Origin of the sequence: Micromonospora sp. SL1-18 (assembly GCF_047921505.1) — a bacterium.
Lineage (GTDB): Bacteria > Actinomycetota > Actinomycetes > Mycobacteriales > Micromonosporaceae > Micromonospora.
The window spans coordinates 71,428-87,164 of the sequence record NZ_JBLROA010000024.1 but is presented as its reverse complement, the minus strand read 5'-3'; the positions used below and the strand labels follow the sequence as shown (position 1 = coordinate 87,164).

18 protein-coding genes are annotated in these 15,737 nt (G+C 71.6%); 6 read left to right on the top strand and 12 right to left on the bottom strand.

All coding sequences use genetic code 11. The annotated features are described in order from the left end of the window. Both ACNAW0_RS14400 and ACNAW0_RS14395 read left to right on the top strand, forming a co-directional pair. A partial coding sequence (locus ACNAW0_RS14400) for a hypothetical protein (protein WP_416288336.1) occupies window positions 1-500 on the top strand: 500 nt, incomplete at its 5' end. Window positions 501-530: 30 nt separating this feature from the next. Next, window positions 531-1,007, top strand: coding sequence for a hypothetical protein (locus ACNAW0_RS14395; protein WP_416288335.1), 477 nt, complete (start codon window positions 531-533; stop codon window positions 1,005-1,007). Between the two features lie 108 nt (window positions 1,008-1,115). Here the strand turns inward: ACNAW0_RS14395 and ACNAW0_RS14390 are convergent, their stop codons facing one another. After that, a complete protein-coding gene (locus ACNAW0_RS14390) occupies window positions 1,116-1,508 on the bottom strand; it encodes a hypothetical protein (RefSeq protein ID WP_416288342.1) in 393 nt (130 codons plus the stop codon). Between the two features lie 41 nt (window positions 1,509-1,549). Then, window positions 1,550-2,539, bottom strand: a complete 990-nt coding sequence (locus ACNAW0_RS14385) for a 4-hydroxy-3-methylbut-2-enyl diphosphate reductase (protein ID WP_416288334.1) — start codon at window positions 2,537-2,539, stop codon at window positions 1,550-1,552. A 206-nt stretch (window positions 2,540-2,745) separates the two neighbouring features. Here ACNAW0_RS14385 and xseA point away from each other — a divergent pair, with 206 nt between their 5' ends. Then, a complete protein-coding gene (xseA, locus tag ACNAW0_RS14380) occupies window positions 2,746-3,987 on the top strand; it encodes an exodeoxyribonuclease VII large subunit (RefSeq protein WP_416288333.1) in 1,242 nt (413 codons plus the stop codon). 22 nt (window positions 3,988-4,009) lie between these two features. After that, the gene (locus ACNAW0_RS14375) at window positions 4,010-4,222 is read left to right on the top strand and encodes an exodeoxyribonuclease VII small subunit (protein WP_416288332.1); all 213 of its coding nucleotides are present in this window, start codon (window positions 4,010-4,012) and stop codon (window positions 4,220-4,222) included. Window positions 4,223-4,328: 106 nt separating this feature from the next. Here the strand turns inward: ACNAW0_RS14375 and ACNAW0_RS14370 are convergent, their stop codons facing one another. The 3 genes from ACNAW0_RS14370 to ACNAW0_RS14360 all read right to left on the bottom strand — a co-directional run bounded on the left by ACNAW0_RS14370 (window position 4,329) and on the right by ACNAW0_RS14360 (window position 6,989). Beyond that, entirely contained in the window at window positions 4,329-5,171 is an 843-nt protein-coding gene (locus tag ACNAW0_RS14370; RefSeq protein WP_416288331.1) for a hypothetical protein, read from the bottom strand. Between the two features lie 230 nt (window positions 5,172-5,401). Then, a complete protein-coding gene (locus ACNAW0_RS14365) occupies window positions 5,402-6,208 on the bottom strand; it encodes a hypothetical protein (protein WP_416288330.1) in 807 nt (268 codons plus the stop codon). 115 nt (window positions 6,209-6,323) lie between these two features. Further along, a complete protein-coding gene (locus tag ACNAW0_RS14360) occupies window positions 6,324-6,989 on the bottom strand; it encodes a DUF4245 domain-containing protein (RefSeq protein ID WP_416288329.1) in 666 nt (221 codons plus the stop codon). A gap of 159 nt (window positions 6,990-7,148) precedes the next feature. Between ACNAW0_RS14360 and glpX the strand changes: the two genes are divergently transcribed. Next, on the top strand, window positions 7,149-8,180 hold the full coding sequence (glpX, locus tag ACNAW0_RS14355) for a class II fructose-bisphosphatase (RefSeq protein ID WP_416288328.1): 1,032 nt from the start codon (window positions 7,149-7,151) through the stop codon (window positions 8,178-8,180). A gap of 51 nt (window positions 8,181-8,231) precedes the next feature. Here glpX and ACNAW0_RS14350 read toward each other — a convergent pair whose 3' ends face one another. Beyond that, window positions 8,232-9,191, bottom strand: a complete 960-nt coding sequence (locus tag ACNAW0_RS14350) for an NAD-dependent epimerase/dehydratase family protein (protein ID WP_416288327.1) — start codon at window positions 9,189-9,191, stop codon at window positions 8,232-8,234. A gap of 135 nt (window positions 9,192-9,326) precedes the next feature. Between ACNAW0_RS14350 and ACNAW0_RS14345 the strand changes: the two genes are divergently transcribed. Beyond that, window positions 9,327-10,019: a TetR/AcrR family transcriptional regulator gene (locus tag ACNAW0_RS14345; protein WP_416288326.1), complete on the top strand. Its 693-nt coding sequence runs from the start codon at window positions 9,327-9,329 to the stop codon at window positions 10,017-10,019. A gap of 37 nt (window positions 10,020-10,056) precedes the next feature. Here the strand turns inward: ACNAW0_RS14345 and ACNAW0_RS14340 are convergent, their stop codons facing one another. The 6 genes from ACNAW0_RS14340 to ACNAW0_RS14315 form a co-directional block, all read right to left on the bottom strand. Beyond that, a complete protein-coding gene (locus tag ACNAW0_RS14340) occupies window positions 10,057-11,025 on the bottom strand; it encodes an NAD(P)/FAD-dependent oxidoreductase (protein WP_416288325.1) in 969 nt (322 codons plus the stop codon). Window positions 11,026-11,129: 104 nt separating this feature from the next. After that, window positions 11,130-11,792: a rhomboid family intramembrane serine protease gene (locus ACNAW0_RS14335; protein ID WP_416288324.1), complete on the bottom strand. Its 663-nt coding sequence runs from the start codon at window positions 11,790-11,792 to the stop codon at window positions 11,130-11,132. A 113-nt stretch (window positions 11,793-11,905) separates the two neighbouring features. Further along, window positions 11,906-12,583 (bottom strand): lytic transglycosylase domain-containing protein, encoded by a 678-nt coding sequence (locus tag ACNAW0_RS14330; RefSeq protein ID WP_416288323.1) that lies wholly within the window; start codon window positions 12,581-12,583, stop codon window positions 11,906-11,908. A gap of 381 nt (window positions 12,584-12,964) precedes the next feature. After that, window positions 12,965-14,380: a PhoH family protein gene (locus ACNAW0_RS14325; RefSeq protein ID WP_416288322.1), complete on the bottom strand. Its 1,416-nt coding sequence runs from the start codon at window positions 14,378-14,380 to the stop codon at window positions 12,965-12,967. 345 nt (window positions 14,381-14,725) lie between these two features. Continuing rightward, complete coding sequence (locus ACNAW0_RS14320; RefSeq protein WP_416288321.1) at window positions 14,726-15,166, bottom strand: hypothetical protein; 441 nt, start codon at window positions 15,164-15,166, stop codon at window positions 14,726-14,728. A gap of 46 nt (window positions 15,167-15,212) precedes the next feature. Beyond that, on the bottom strand, window positions 15,213-15,554 hold the full coding sequence (locus ACNAW0_RS14315; protein WP_416288320.1) for a hypothetical protein: 342 nt from the start codon (window positions 15,552-15,554) through the stop codon (window positions 15,213-15,215). Between the last annotated feature and the right edge of the window lie 183 nt (window positions 15,555-15,737).

The following is a 15,737-nucleotide window of genomic DNA, read 5'->3' as shown; positions in this document are numbered from 1 at the left end:
AGGGGGGGTGCAGGAGCGGCGGCACGTTCGCCCCGTCCGGCGACATCGGGCTCCCGGTCGAGTGCACCGACTCGACCTACTGCGACCCACACTGGATCTACGGCGTCTACTCCAACAAGCCGAACGACATCAAGATTTTCGACCGCTGGCAGGTCCGCAACAGCACCGGCAAAACCATTTCCGCGACCTTCAAGGCTGACACCGGCGGAACTGTGACCCACCACGCAAGCATCACCCTGAGCGCCGAGGCTTCGGCGGCGGTATTCGGCAAGGTCTCCGCCAGCGTCAACGCCGGCGTGCAGACGTCCATGACCGCGTCGACCGGCGTTTCCGCCACCTCCAACGTCAACCCCTACAGCACCCTCTACGGCGACTACGGCGTCTGGCGCGAGCAGGTCCGGATGAAGAAGTACTACATGTACAGCAACTGCAACACGTCGGCGATCGAGTACTTCGACTACTATGCCCCCTACCGCAAGGGCTGGAACATCCACTACTGAGCAACAGCAGCGGGTGGCAAGGAGAGTCTGATGCACCTCAAGCGTCTTCTGACAGTTGCCATGTTCTGCGTCGCGGTTCCGCTGGCTGGCTGCGACGGGTCCAACAATTCGGCACGGCCCGACCCCGCGGCCCATTCCCCGTCGTCAGCTACCGGCACTGCAACCGGCTCCCCTACCGCCACTGCCGCCGCGACCGACTGGTGGGAGGCTCCGCTACTGACCGAGCCCGAATACACGACCAAGGTGGTGGCCGACGAACAGAAGGGGCAGGGCAACACAAGGCTTCCTGCCTTCCCCTCGAACGGCAAGGACCCGATCCGTGTCGTGGTGGCATGTTCGGGTATCGGGCAGCTGACGCTCATCGTGAACAAGGAGAAGGACGGGTCGCGCGTCCAGTGCGACCAGGTACGCACCTTCATCGATGTGTACACCGAATCCGGTCAGCAGCACCTCACCCTCAGGTCCGGATCCGAGATCCGGTGGAAGGTGGCGGTGATCCGCAAGTAGCACCTCCGGCGAGACCACGTCAGTGGTCCACCCGCACTCCGCCCTACCGATGGCCGCAAGGCCCACCGGTAGGGCGGAGTCATGTCCGTCCGGCTTCGCGGTCGCCGTTCAGGCCGGCTTCGCGGACTCGACGACGAAGGGGGTGCCCTGCTGGCAGGTGGTCATCAGGTCCGGCTGGGGATGGCCGGTGACGGTCACCCGGGCCCCCGCCTTCAGCACGTCGCGTGGGCCGCCGACCAGCAGGTTGCCGTCCAGCAGCAGGCAGTTGGGCTCCACCCCGGCCTGCACGGTGCCGGTGAGCGTGGCGGCGCCGGGCGACGTCGGAGCCGGGCCGGTGGGCGCGGTCGGGTCACTCGGGGTGGTGCTGGGGTCGGGGCTGGGCGTGCTGCTCACTGGGCCTCCCGTCGAGCCGGAGCTGGCGGGCTCGGCGCCCGGGCCGGCGCAGGCGGCCAGCGCGGCGCAGGCGAGCAGGGCGACGAACACCGTCCGAGGAGTCTTCATGACCGGTTGGACGTACCCGGTCATGGATCCGTTCCAACGCATCAGCCGCGGGCGGCCACGGCGGCCTTCATGTCCCGCTTGAGCTCCTGCGGCAGCGAGAAGGTCAGCCGCTCGTTGGCGGTGGTGATCTCCTCGACGTCGGTGAAGCCCCGCTCGGCCAGATACGCGAGCACCTGCTGGACCAGCTCGTCGGGGACGCTGGCGCCGGAGGTGACGCCGACCGTGCCGGCGTCGACCAGCCAGGCGTCGTCGATCTCGTGGGCGAAGTCGACCAGATGCCCGGCCCGGGCGCCCGCGTCCAGGGCCACCTCGACCAGGCGTACCGAGTTGGACGAGTTGCGCGAGCCGACGACGATGACCACGTCGCAGTCGGCGGCGATCTCCTTCACCACGTGCTGCCGGTTGGAGGTGGCGTAGCAGATGTCGTCGCTGGGCGGCGACTGGAGCAGCGGCAGCTTCTGCCTGAGCCGGGCCACGGTCTCCAGGGTCTCGTCGACCGAGAGGGTGGTCTGGGAGAGCCAGACGACCTTGCTCGGGTCGCGCACGGTCACCTTGTCGGCGCCGTCCGGGCCGTCCACCAGCTGGATGTGCGCGGGGGCTTCCCCGGCGGTGCCGATGACCTCCTCGTGCCCCTCGTGGCCGATCAGCAGGATGTCGTAGTCCTCGGCCGCGAACCGCCGGGCCTCCTGGTGCACCTTGGTGACCAGGGGGCAGGTCGCGTCGATCGCCTTGAGCGAGCGCGTCTTCGCCTGCTCGTAGACCTCGGGCGCGACGCCGTGCGCGGAGAAGATGACGGTGGCGCCCTCGGGCACCTCCTCGTTCTCCTCCACGAAGATCGCGCCCTGGGCCTCCAGGGTCCGCACCACGTGTTTGTTGTGCACGATCTGCTTACGCACGTAGATCGGGGCGCCGTAGAGCTTCAACGCCTCCTCGACTGTCTGCACCGCCCGGTCCACCCCCGCGCAGTAGCCGCGGGGCTTGGCCAGGAGCACGCGCTTGCCGGTCCGGGGAGTCGTCTCAGCCTCAGTCACCCGACCATCGTACGTGCCCGATCTTTCCCCGGCAGCGGCTGCGACCCTTGCGACCTGGCGCCGTCGTACCACGGCCGGGGCACCGGCTGGCAGAACTCGCCCCGCCCCACTCGGTTGATCATGAAGTTGTTGCCTCCGACACGCCGTCAGAAGGGCAACAACTTCATGATCAGCCGCCCCGGGGTGCCGGGCCGTAGGGTGAGCGGGTGAGCGAGGGTGAGGTGGGGCGGGGCGGCAGCGAGCCGGGGCGGAGCACGTCGGAGGAGCCGTGGCCGGTCCGGGTGGTCAGCCAGAAGATCGGCGCCTGGATCGCGCGACTGGGCTGGGTCTGGGTGGACGGGCAGGTGGCGCAGATCAGCCGCCGGCCCGGCGCGACCACCGTCTTCCTCACCCTGCGTGACCCGTCGGCCGACCTCAGCCTGACCGTCACCACCAACCGGGACGTGCTCGACGCGGGCGCGCCGGAGCTGCGTGAGGGCGCCCGGGTTGTGCTGCACGCCAAGCCCGAGTTCTACGCCGCCCGGGGCACGCTCAGCCTGCGCGCCGACGAGATCCGCCAGGTCGGGCTCGGCGAGCTGCTGGCCCGGCTGGAGAAGCTCAAGAAGCTGCTCGCCGCCGAAGGGCTCTTCGACCGGGCCCGCAAGCGTCGGCCGCCATTCCTGCCCCGGCGGATCGGGCTGATCACCGGCCGTGCCTCGGCCGCCGAGCGGGACGTGCTGACCAACGCACGGCGACGCTGGCCGGCGGTGGAGTTCCGCACGGTCAACGTCGCCGTGCAGGGGCCGAGCGCGGTACCGCAGATCGTCGACGCGCTGAAGGTGCTCGACGCCGACCCGGCCGTCGACGTGATCGTCATCGCCCGGGGCGGCGGCAGCATCGAGGATCTGCTGCCCTTCTCCGACGAGGCGCTCTGCCGGACGGTATTCGGCTGCCGTACTCCCGTGGTCAGCGCGATCGGCCACGAGACGGACGCGCCGCTGCTGGACTACGTGGCCGATGTCCGTGCGTCGACGCCGACGGACGCGGCGAAGCGGATCGTGCCCGACCTCACCGAGGAGGTACGCCTCATCGGCCAGGCCCGGTCCCGCCTGGAGCGGGCGGTCCGCAACCTGGTCGACCGGGAGCGGCACCGCCTCGACCTGCTCCGCTCCCGGCCGGTGCTGGCCCGTCCGCAGGTGATGGTCGACCAGCGGGCCGCCGAGGTCGCCGCGCTGCGCGACCGGGCCGGCCGCTGCCTGGACCACCGGCTCGGCGCCGCCGCCGACGACCTGCGGCACACCCTGGCCCGGCTGCGCGCCCTCTCCCCCGCGGCGACCCTCGACCGGGGGTACGCGATCGTCCAGCGCGCCGACGGCCAGGTGGTCCGCGCCGCGACCGACGTGACCAAGGGCGACCCGCTGCGGGTACGCCTCGCCGAGGGCGAGCTGACCGCCACGGTCGACGGCTGACGACCTGCACGAGGATGGGTGCATGACTGACGAGAAGAAGGACGAACGGCTCAGCTACGAGCAGGCCCGCGCCGAGCTGGCCTCCGTGGTCGAGCGGCTGGAGGCCGGCGGCACCTCGCTGGAGGAATCGTTGGCGCTCTGGGAGCGCGGGGAGCAGCTCGCCGAGATCTGCCAACGCTGGCTGGACGGCGCCCGGGCCCGCATCGACGCCGCCCGCGAACGCACCGAGGCCTGACCCGCCGACGGGTGGCGGCTCGACCCGCCCCGCGGGCGCCGAGCCCCGACCCGGCGCGGAACGCCTCGACGAGCCGGCCACCGCCGTCCCGTCGAGGTCGTCGTGTTCACTTGACCAGGTTGTAGAACTCCGGCGGCGCCTCGACGACCTGGTCGGCCGGGGGCCGCTGGGCGGCGGTGGCGTTGCCGTAGTCGGCGTACGCGATTTTGATCTCCTGCGCGGCGCTCTGGCCGGCCGCCGGCAGCTGCAGCACCAGCTCGCTGAGCCGGCCCTGCGGGTCGACCTTGGCGGTGAACGGCACCGACTTCGCCTGCGCCCCGAGCGCGGTGATCAGCGCCGGGTCGAGCGAGCCGGCCTCGGCCGCCTTCGACACGTCGAGCGTGCCCGTGTACGTGCCGTCGCCGGTCTGGCGGGCCTCGGTGACGCCCTGGGTCAGCACGGCGCTACCGGCCGGGTCGAGCTTGTCGAAGTCGAAGCCCAACGCCCGGTTGCCCTTGATCCGGGCCTGATCGAGGTGCTGGTACTTGCCGAGGTTGAGCTGCCGCACCCCGGGGACGCTGCCGGCGCCCTTGCCACCCAGCTCCAGCTTCACCCAGCTGTCCGGCTTGTAGTGGATGAGGTCGAGCTTCATCATCAGGTCCGACGACGGGTCGCCGAGCGTCATCCGCATCTCCGCGCTCTGGCTCGGCTCGTGCACCTGTCCCTCGGCGGTCGAGCCCGCGCCGGACATGGTGAACCGGAAGTTCCCGTCGCGGATCGCGTTGGTGGAGTTGAGCAGGGTCTGCTTGGCGTCGCCGGTGCCGGGCATACCGCTCGGGGCGCCGCTGCCGGCGGTTGTCGGGGACGCGGAGGTTCCCGCCGCGCCCGTCCCGTCGTCGTTGCAGGCGGCCAGGACTGGGATGAGCAGCGCCGCGGCGAAGGCCGCCGCGCTGAAGCGTCGAATCTTCACGTAAACCACTCCAGGTGGGTCGTCCGGCCCGGAGGTGCCGGAGGCGGGGCGCCGCAGCCTGACGCCGGTTGCGGCGCACGAGCCCCGTCCGGCCGGCGTGGCGGCCCCGGGCGGGCCCGTGTCCTCTCTGTTCCCTGAAGCGGCGTTCGGCAATCCCTGTCCGGTCCGCGGGCGTCCCGCACCGGACGCCGGCCGGGGACGGTGGAGGCCGCCCCCGACCGGCCCTCGGATCAGCCCTTGAACATCTCGTAGACCTGGTCGGACGCCTCGACGACCTTGCCGGCCGGCGGCGCCTTGACGGCGGCGGCCGAGCCGTAGTCGTACGTGACGGTTAGGGTCTGCGCCTTGGCGCTGCCGACGGCCGGCATCTCGATGGCGAACTCGGTCAGCCGGCCCTGCGCGTCGACCTTCGCGGTGACCGGCAGGCCGCTGGCCTTGTCACCGAGGGCCTTGATCGTGTCGGCGTCGAGCAGGTCGGAGTCGGCCGCCTTGGTGGCGTCGAACGTGCCCTCGTACGCGCCCTCACCGGTCTGCTTGACGTCGGTGATCGCCTTGATCATCTTCTCGGCGCCCGCCGGGTCGACGTCGGCGAAGTCGAAGTTCAGCTGCTTGGCGTCCTTGATCTTGCTCCGGTCCAGGTGCTGGTACTTGCCCTTCATCGCCTTGAAGCCCGGGATGGCGTCGGCCATCGGCCCGCCGACCTCCAGCTTGACCCAGCTGTCGTTGTCGATGAAGACAAAGTGCATCGTCATCGACAGCTCGGCGGAGGAGGTCTCCATCTTCATCTCGGCGCTCTTGGACGGCAGGTGCACGGTGCCACCGCCGTTGATCTCGCCGCCCTTGATCGTGAAGGTGAAGTTGCCCTTCTGGATCTCCTTGGTGGAAGCGGCCAGCGCTTCCTTCGGGTCGGCCGGCTTCGAAGAGGCGGCGGACTTGCCGTCGGCGGTCGGTGAGTCGGCCCCGATCTTGCAAGCGGTCAGACCGGGCACGAACAGGGCGGCGGCGAGGACGCCGACGCTCCACCGTCGAATGTTCACGTCGTTCTCTTTTCGGTTGTTGTCCGGACACGTCACGTGTGCCGGTTGTCGGGCCGAGGCAGCCTAACGAACCGGTCAGACTATTCGGGTCCCGGCACGGAACGAAGTGAGCGACTCAACGCAGCGCAATGGCGAGCTGGCGCAGCTCGTTCTCCCTGGCGTCACCGATCACGATCACCGTACGGGTCGGCTCCAGCAGGACGAGTGCCTGCTCGTTGCTCCGGGCGGTGTACCGCTGCCAGCTCCCGCCGGGCAGGTCGGCCGGGCCCTGCGGCTGGCCGCCGCTCAGCTCGGCAGCCAGCAGCTTGTCGGCGGGCACGTTGCTCTCCACGAGCTGCGCTCCGCGCCCCTCGGGCGTCAGGTAGCCGATCCGCAGCGTCCCGCCACCCGCCTCGGCCCGGTAGCGGGCGCTCACCGTACGCCAGTCCGAGGCCAACCCCTCCGGCTGGCTGACCGGGAAGGCGCCCTCCGAACGGGCCAGCTCGATCGCGGACGCCGGGTCGACGGTGATCGGTGCCTCGCCACCGAGGAAGCCCCGATAGAAGGCGAGCAACAGGGCGATCGGGACCAGCAGCACCAGCAGCGAGAGCGCCATGTCCTTCGGCGACCGCTCGGAGCGCGTCCGGTCCCCGCGGCCGAGCGGCGCGGGGCCGGTCGCCCTCTCGACCAGGGCCGGTTCCCCGGCCGCCAGGGCCGGACCGACGGTCGGCCGGACGGGCGGCTGGCCGTCGGGCGGGGTGGCGTCGATCGGTACGCGGTCGGCAGGCTGTGCGGCTTCCACCTGCCCATTGTCGCAGCCGTCCGGGTGAGGTGATCCTGGCCTCCTCCGCCCCGCTCCGGCGCGGGAGCTGACATCGTGTGAGGATCGACGCCGAAACCGGCGGCGGCGACGGCCGCTTCCCGCCGGTCCACCCCGCAACGTCGCGAGGAGGAAGCCGTGATGACAACCACCAGGACGCGGACACCCCAGAACCTCGACCGCAACCTCGCCCTCGACCTGGTTCGGGTCACCGAGGCCGCGGCGATGGCCGCCGGCCGCTGGGTCGGCCGGGGCGAGAAGGAGGGCGGCGACGGGGCGGCCGTCGACGCCATGCGCAAGCTGATCAACTCGATCCCGATGCGCGGTGTCGTGGTGATCGGCGAGGGCGAGAAGGACAACGCGCCGATGCTCTTCAACGGTGAGGAGGTCGGTGACGGGACCGGTCCCGAGGTGGACGTGGCGGTCGACCCGATCGACGGCACCACGCTGATGAGCAAGGGCATGCCGAACGCTCTCGCGGTGCTCGCGGTGGCCGAGCGCGGCACGATGTTCGACCCGAGCGCCGTTTTCTACATGGAGAAGCTCGCCGTCGGCCCGATGTACGCCGACGTGGTCGACATCAACGCCGGGGTGGCCGAGAACATCCGCCGGATCGCCAAGGTCAAGGGGACCGACGTCGCCGAGGTGACGGTCTGCGTGCTGGACCGGTCCCGGCACGACGACCTGGTCAAGCAGATCCGGCGTACCGGGGCGGGCATCCGGTTCATCTCCGACGGCGACATCGCCGGCGCCATCGCGGCGGCCCGCGGCGAGTCGGACGTCGACGTGCTGATGGGCATCGGCGGCACCCCGGAGGGCATCACCGCCGCCTGCGCCCTCAAGTGCATGGGCGGCATGATGCAGGCCAAGCTCTGGCCGAAGGACGCCGAGGAGCGGGAGAAGGCGCTCGCCGCCGGGCACGACCTGGACCGGGTGCTGTTCACCGACGACCTGGTCACCGGGGACAACTGCTTCTTCGTGGCCACCGGGGTCACCTCCGGCGACCTGCTGCGCGGCGTGCGCTACCGGGCCGGCGGGGCGTACACCCAGTCGATCGTGATGCGCTCCAAGAGCGGCACGATCCGGGTGATCGACTCGTACCACCGGCTGGAGAAGCTCGCCCTCTACTCGGCGGTCGACTTCGACGGACGACCCCTGGCCGAGCAGGAGTGACTGTAAGGAGGGGCCCCTTATTAACGCCTGCCGCATAGCAGGGGCCCCCTGTTAACGCCCCGACCGCGTTAGCCCGGCTGCGTTAACGCCCGGCCGTTCGCGCAGGGCCGCCACCGTCTCCGGCACCGCCCGGTCCAGCGGGGTCGGCTCGATCCCGAGGGTGCGGGTGGCGGCGGCCGAGTCCATCACGAACGGCCGGGCGAACTGGTGGGCGGTCTCCCGCAGCTCGCGGGCCGTCGGGTCGGCGAGGCCGCCGAGCCAGAGCACCGGATAGGGCATCCGGGCCAGCTTCGGCGCCGGTGCGCCCACCAGGGCCGCCGCGCGAGCGGCCAGGTCCCGCATCGGCACCGCCGGCGCGCTGGGCACGTGCCAGGCCCGCCCCCAGGCCCGCTCGTCGGTCGCGGCGGCGACCAGGGTACGGGCGACGTCCGGAATGTACGTCCAGGTGTGCGGGGCGTCCCAGTCCATCGGCAGGAAGACCCGCCGCCCGGCGAGCACCCGGGGCAGCACCATCATCGCCAGCGAGGTGCCACCCACGCCGAGGTAGTCGGAGCCGCGGACCTCGGTCATCCGGATCCGGCCGGCCCGGTGCGCGGCGAGCGCGTCGGCCCACATCCGGTTCCGCACCCGCCCCTTGGTGCCGGTCGCGGCCAGCGGGGTCGCCTCGGTCATCGGCGTGTCGACCGGCCCGTACCCGTAGAGGTTGCCCACGGTCGCGAGCACCGCGCCGGTCCGCTCGGCGGCGGTGAGCAGCGCGGCGGCCAGCGGCGGCCAGTCGACCGGCCACCGGTGGTACGCCGGGTTGGCGCAGTTGTGCAGCGCCACCGCACCCTCGGTCAGCGCGGTCAGCCGGGCGACGTCGGCGGCGTCGGCGGCGATCCGCTCGACGGCGGGGTGCTCGGGTCCGCTGCCGCGGCGGGTCACCACCCGCACCCGGTCGCCGCGCTCGGCGAGGAGGCGGGCGGTGGCGGTGCCGACGGGTCCGGCGCCGACGATCACGTGCAGGGCCATGGTGGCCACCCTTCGAAGCAGGAATCCGTTTCGAGAGCGCTGCTCTCGCAATAGAGCGTGACGCACCTTCGGCCCATCGTCAAGAGCAGTGCTCTCTGTTTGAATCGGCGCACTCATCCGTGGCAGAGTGAGGATATGGTCGCTCACTCGCTCCGCGCCCGGGTCCGCGCCGGGATGATCGACGAGATCAAGACGGTGGCCCGCCGCCACCTGGCCACCGACGGCGCGAACCTCTCGCTGCGGGCGGTCGCCCGGGACATGGGCATGGTCTCCTCCGCGATCTACCGCTACTTCCCCAGCCGTGACGACCTGCTCACCACGCTGATCCTCGAGGCGTACGACGCGCTGGGCGACGCGGTGGAGGCGGCCGACGCCGCCGTCGACCGGGCCGACCTGCGCGGGCGCTGGCACGCGGTGTCCCGGGCCGCCCGGGCCTGGGCGCTGGCCCACCCCGCCGAGTACGCACTGCTCTACGGCAGCCCCGTACCCGGCTACGCGGCCCCGGACGACACCGTCGCGCCGGCCCAGCGCCCCCCGCTGGCCCTGGTCGGCATCCTGCGCGACGGCCTCGCCGCCGGCCGGCTCAGCCCGCCCGACGACGACCTGCCCGAGCCGGTCCGCGCCGACCTCGCGGAGCTGGCGGTCGGGTTCTTTCCCGGACTGCCCGAGGCGCTGCTGGCCCGGGGGATGTCCGGCTGGACCCAGCTCTTCGGGCTGATCAGCTTCGAGCTGTTCGGCCGGCTGAACCGGGCCGTCCCGCACCGCGACGAGTACTTCGACCACCAGACCGCCCTGATGGCCGACCTGATCGGCCTGCCCACCCCCTGACCCCCACCTGCTCCAGGGACCCCGAGTGCGGCGGGCGTCAGGTGCCGTCGGAGGAGTGGCCGGGGAAGAGGTGAGCGGTCGGGTCGATGGCCACCGCCGCGTTGTTCACCGCCGTGGCGGCCTCGCCGAAGCCGGTCGCGATCAGCCGGACCTTGCCCGGATATTCGGTGATGTCGCCGGCCGCGAAGACGCGGGGCAGGTTGGTGGCCATCGTGCTGTCGACCACGATGTGCCGCCGGTCCAGGGTCAGCCCCCACTCGGCGAGCGGCCCGAGGTCGGCGGTGAAGCCGAGCGCGGCGACCACGGCGCTCGCCGGCATCTGCTCCACCGCGCCGCCGCGTACGGTGAGCTCGGCGCCGGTGACGTGGTCCTCGCCGTACAGCCGGGTCAGCTCCGCGTTGACCACGACCCGGACGGGCAGCGACCGCACCCGGGCGACGGTCGAGGCGTGGGCGCGGAACTTGTCCCGCCGGTGCACCAGGGTCACCGAACGGGCGATCGGCTGGAGCGTCACCGCCCAGTCGAAGGCGGAGTCCCCGCCGCCCACGATGAGCACGTCCCGGCCGGCCAGCTCGGCCGGCTGCGGCACGAAGTAGACGATCCCGGCGCCCAGGAAGCCGTCGGCCACCGGCAGCGGCCGGGGCGTGAAGCTGCCCAGCCCGCCGGTCACCACCACCGCCCCGCAGCGCAGCTGCTCGCCCCCGGCCAGGCCGAGCACCGGCCGCCCGTCGAGGTAGGTAAGCTTCTCCGCCCGGGTGCCGAGCAGGTAGTCGGGATGGAACGGGGCGGCCTGCGCGACCAGGTTCGCCACCAGCTCCCGCCCCTTGATCGCGGGGAATCCGGCGACGTCGAGGATGAGCTTCTCCGGGTACATGGCCGTCACCTGGCCTCCCGGCTCGGGCAGCGCGTCGACCACCGCCACCGAGAGCCCACGGAACCCCGCGTAGTACGCGGCGAAGAGCCCGGCCGGACCAGCCCCGATCACGGCGACATCGACCTCGCGCATACCGCACCGTCACTTTCGGTTGTGGATCAATGCGTGCTGATGCCGACGGTAGGCGGGCCGAGGCCCCCCGGGCAAGCGTGTCCCGCGGACGCGCCGGCGCCCGGTCAGCCCAGGGTGACGGTCGGCGACTCGGGCCGCTCCGGCGCCGACAACTCGGCCCGGCGGCGGAACAGGATCGCCGCCACGATCCCGCCGAGCAGCCCGAACAGGTGCCCCTGCCAGGAGACGCGTTCGTCGGTCGGCAGGATGCCGATCATCAGTTGCCAGCCGTAGAGCAGGCCGACCAGCAGCACCACGCCGAGGTTCCACCAGCTCCGCTCGACGATGCCGCGGGTGAGCAGGATGCCGAGGTAGCCGAAGATGACCCCGCTCGCGCCGACCACCACCGAGTTGGGCGAGCCGGTGAACCACACCCCGAGCCCGCTGACCAGGATGATCACCATCGTGGACCAGAGGAAGCGGCGGGTGCCAGCGGCCAGGACGAAGGTGCCGAGCAGGATCAGCGGGATGCTGTTGCTGTAGAGGTGGTTGAAGTCGGCGTGCAGGAACGGCGAGAAGAACACCCCGTCGAGCCCCTGGATCCGGCGCGGGATGATGCCGGCGGCCACGGCCAGGTTGGCGTGCAGGCCGACGTCGAGCGCTTCGATGAGGAACAGCACCGGCACGACCGCACACATGGCGACGAAGGCCCGGCCCAGTGAGGCGTAGAACGCCTCGGTGCCGAACCGGTGAGGATCATCGCCCGTCGGGCGATCGCGCCAGGTCACCTGTCAACAGCTATCAGCAATCGGCACCGGCCGCCACTCGCCTCCCGGGCCAGGTTGCCACCCGCGGCGGCGGGTTTGCGGATTCCCGCACACCCGCCGTCGTCAGCGCCCGATCAGTACCAGCCGGTGTCCTTCGAGTGCTGCCAGGCGCCGCACGGGTTGTCGTACCGGCCCTCGATGTAGCCGAGGCCCCACTTGACCTGCGTGGCCGGGTTGATCTTCCAGTCGTCCGCGATCGAGGCCATCTTGCTGCCCGGCAGGGCCTGCGGGATCCCGTACGCCCCGGACCCCGCGTTGTAGGCCTTGTGGTTCCAACCACTCTCCTTGGTCCAGAGCTTGTCCAGACATGGGAACTGGTCGATGCCGAAGCCCTCGTCCAGCATGATCGCGCAGCCGATCTTGCGGTTGCCGCTGTACTGGGCGCAGGAGGTCGGGATCGGCCCGTCGTACGGCTTGGCCATGGCCTCGGCCGCCGCCCGCGCCTTCTTCCGCGAGGCGGCCGCCGCCTCGGCCTCGCGGGCCCGCTCGGCGGCCTCCTTGGCCGCCGCCTCGGCATGCAGCTTCGCCTGGTACTCGGCGGCCCGCTGCCGGGCCGACCTCACCCGGTGCTCGGCCTGCTGGTCGTGCTGGTACGCGTTCTCCGCCCGGTCGACCTCAAGGCCGGCCTGCGCGGTCAGGCCCTCTTGCTGGGTCTGTCGGTCTTCGCCCAGATAGAAGCCGCCGGCAACGCCCACGGAAAGCAGCGCGACAGCGGCCGTACGGGCACCGAACCGGCTCCACAGCCGACTCACGAAGTGGTCCCTTCGTCGGGGGCACGGACACGACGCGACGCGGAGCCATCCGTGGCCGCGCTGGCGCCGTGAGCGCCCCGACCCTCGCGGTCGCAGCCGCCGCACCGGTGTTCGTGGCTCTCCGCCCTCCGTGGCGAACGATGCTCGACGATCTTCCCGGGTGCGTGCGACGGCTCCAGCGACGGCTTCAGGTCGCGGCACGGCGTCAGACGTGCCGAACTGAAGTCGTCGTAGCTACGCGGCGCCAGCCGCGCGGAACTGGAGTTGTTGGAGGCGCTCGATGGACACCATTGCGCACAGTGAGGCGGATGGGAAACCAACGCCCTCAATTGTGATCTGCGTCACACGACGAAGCCCATCGAATAAGGGCAAAGGGCTGCGTCAAAGCGGAGGGTCCTCCAAAAGATCCGTGACCATTGCGGCGATCGGAGAACGCTCCGAACGGCTGAGGGTGACGTGCGCGAAGAGAGGATGGCCCTTCAAGGCCTCGATCACCGCGGTCACGCCGTCGTGCCGCCCCACCCGCAGGTTGTCCCGCTGGGCCACGTCATGGGTGAGCACCACCCGGGACCCCTGGCCGATCCGGGACAGCACGGTGAGCAGGACGCCCCGCTCCAACGACTGCGCCTCGTCGACGATGACGAAGGCGTCGTGCAGGCTCCGGCCGCGGATGTGGGTCAGCGGCAGGACCTCCAGCAGGCCGCGGGACGTGACCTCCTCCAGCACGTTCTCGTGCACCACCGCGCCGAGGGTGTCGAAGACCGCCTGCGCCCACGGCGACATCTTCTCCGACTCCGAGCCGGGCAGGTAGCCGAGCTCCTGACCACCGACGGCGTAGAGCGGGCGGAATACGATCACCTTCTTGTGCCGGCGGCGCTCCATGACCGCCTCCAGGCCGGCGCAGAGCGCCAGCGCGGACTTGCCGGTGCCGGCCCGTCCGCCCAGCGAGACGATGCCGATCGACTCGTCCAGCAGCAGGTCGAGCGCGATCCGCTGCTCCGCCGAACGGCCGTGCACGCCGAACGCCTCCCGGTCGCCACGGACCAGCCGAACGGTCTTGTCGGGCAGCACCCGGGCGAGCGCCGAGCCGCGCATCGAGTGCAGCACCAGCCCGGTGTGGCAGGGCAGGCCGGCGGCGGCATCGAGGTCCAGCGTCTCCCCCGCGTACAGCCGGGCGATCTCCTCCTCGGCCAACTCCAGCTCGGCCATGCCGGTCCAGGTCGGGTCGCTGGCCTGGCCGTGCCGGTACTCGTCGGCCCGCAGGCCGACCGACGCCGCCTTCACCCGCAGCGGCATGTCCTTGCTCACCAGGGTGACCTCACGCCCGTCGGCGGCCAGGTTGAGCGCCACCGAGAGAATCCGGGCGTCGTTCGAGTCGGTGCGGAAGCCGGGTGGTAGCACCCCGTCGTCGGTGTGGTTCAACTCCACCCGCAGGGTGCCGCCCTGATCGTTGGCGGGCACCGGCCGGTCCAGCCGGCCGTGCTTCACCCGCAGCTCGTCCAAGATGCGCAGTGACTGGCGGGCGAACCAACCCAGCTCGGGGTGGTGCCGCTTCCCTTCGAGTTCGGAGATGACCACCAGAGGCAGCACCACCTCGTGCTCGGCGAAGCGGTGGAACGCCGCCGGGTCGGAGAGGAGGACCGAGGTGTCCAGCACGTAGGCCGGGCCGGCTGGTCGAGGCTCCTCGGTGCCGGCGGGCGCGGCCGGCGCGGCACGGCGGCTGCGGGTGGTCCGGCGGGTCGTGGCTGTCGCGGCCGGGGTCTGGTCAGCACCGGCTCGGGTACGGCGAGTCGTCACAGGCCTGCTCCGCGGGTGGGCACCCGGCCACCCGTGTTCCGCCTCGTCCGGTGCCCGGTGGACACGGGGTCGGATGCGGGCCCCGTGCGCGAGGTCGCAGGTCCGGGCTCTCCGGCTGGCTCGGGAAAACCCCGTGCCATGCCTAGACGCTAGTGTCCCGAAGGCCCATCGGCTAGTGGCGCACGTGGATCTCACCTGACCGGGAGATGAACGAGCGCGCGGCGGAACCGGCCGGGATGCATGCCCCCTGCGCGCATCCCGGCCGGCGGAGCCACCGTCACCGGTCTGACGTGGCTCCGACGGTGCGCGTCCGCCGCGGACGACACACCGCGTCCTGGGTGGGCGTCAGCCCTGTCGCCGGACCAGGGTCCCGATCTGCCGCCCGCCCGCCGTGCCGGTGGCGGCGCCGAACGAGGACCCGGTGTACGTGGTGCCCTGCCGGGTGGCGAGCCCGCCGAGCTGTGTGGTCGCGGTGGTCCGCGACGTCGGGCCGGACGCCGGCCGGGCGGTGACCGCGGCGGGCGTCGCGGTACCGGCGAACGAGGCCGTGGCGCGCGTCGCCGGGGCGCTCACCGGCACCGGGGCGGGGCCGGCCAGTGCCGAGGCGATCACGGCCTGCGCCTCGCGCCGCCGCCGGTTCCAGGCACCCCGGTCGCCGTCGAAGTACCCCTGGCGGTAGCCGAAGCGGTAGCCGATCCGGTAGCTGAGCTGGCCGTGCAGCCGGCCCGCCGCGTAGCAGGTGGAGCCGAGCACGAGCACGAGCAGGACGGCGAGGAACGGGCTCATCCGGTCACTCCCGTCGGCGTCGGGGGCGTCGCCGCTGCCCGCCGGGTCATCGCTCCTCCGGCTCGACCAGGGGGTCGACGACCAGGAGCTGCTCCAGGTCGGCGGTGCTGACCTCCTCGACCAGCTCGACGCTGATCCGGCAACCGTCCAGGATCACCTCGGCGACCGAGGAGCGCCGAATCTCGCCGCCGGCGTCGTAGACCCGCACGCTCAGCTCGGGGCAGCCGAGGTGGGTACGCCAGGCGTTCCACTCGGCCCGGTCGCCGACGCTCAGGGAGAGGTACCGGCAGCCCCGGGCCAGGTAGAGGCGCCACGGCGCGCTCAACCCGGCGGCCACCCCGTCCGCGATCAGGCCGAAGGCCTGGGCGCGGGTCGCGAGCTCGGTCACGAGACCCCCTCGGCACCCGCGGAGTGACGCATGTGAGCACTCGTCGTCTCAGACACGTGACACACCGTAAGTTGTCTCATGAGCGTGACAGTATCAGCTTTTCGTCTGTTTACCGCCGTCCTGGTGTCCATCTATCCTGCCCGGGTGACACCCCTCAAGAGCAGCGCTGAATCGTTTACCGGA

What these genes read in the sequence shown, in the direction of transcription:
- ACNAW0_RS14395 (WP_416288335.1), top strand. Translation starts at nt 531, where the DNA reads ATGCACCTCAAGCGTCTTCTGACAGTTGCCATGTTCTGCGTCGCGGTT.
- ACNAW0_RS14345 (WP_416288326.1), top strand. Translation starts at nt 9,327, where the DNA reads ATGGTCGCTCACTCGCTCCGCGCCCGGGTCCGCGCCGGGATGATCGAC.
- ACNAW0_RS14390 (WP_416288342.1), bottom strand. Translation starts at nt 1,508, where the DNA reads ATGAAGACTCCTCGGACGGTGTTCGTCGCCCTGCTCGCCTGCGCCGCG.
- ACNAW0_RS14320 (WP_416288321.1), bottom strand. Translation starts at nt 15,166, where the DNA reads ATGAGCCCGTTCCTCGCCGTCCTGCTCGTGCTCGTGCTCGGCTCCACC.
- glpX (WP_416288328.1), top strand. Translation starts at nt 7,149, where the DNA reads ATGACAACCACCAGGACGCGGACACCCCAGAACCTCGACCGCAACCTC.
- ACNAW0_RS14350 (WP_416288327.1), bottom strand. Translation starts at nt 9,191, where the DNA reads ATGGCCCTGCACGTGATCGTCGGCGCCGGACCCGTCGGCACCGCCACC.
- ACNAW0_RS14375 (WP_416288332.1), top strand. Translation starts at nt 4,010, where the DNA reads ATGACTGACGAGAAGAAGGACGAACGGCTCAGCTACGAGCAGGCCCGC.
- ACNAW0_RS14340 (WP_416288325.1), bottom strand. Translation starts at nt 11,025, where the DNA reads ATGCGCGAGGTCGATGTCGCCGTGATCGGGGCTGGTCCGGCCGGGCTC.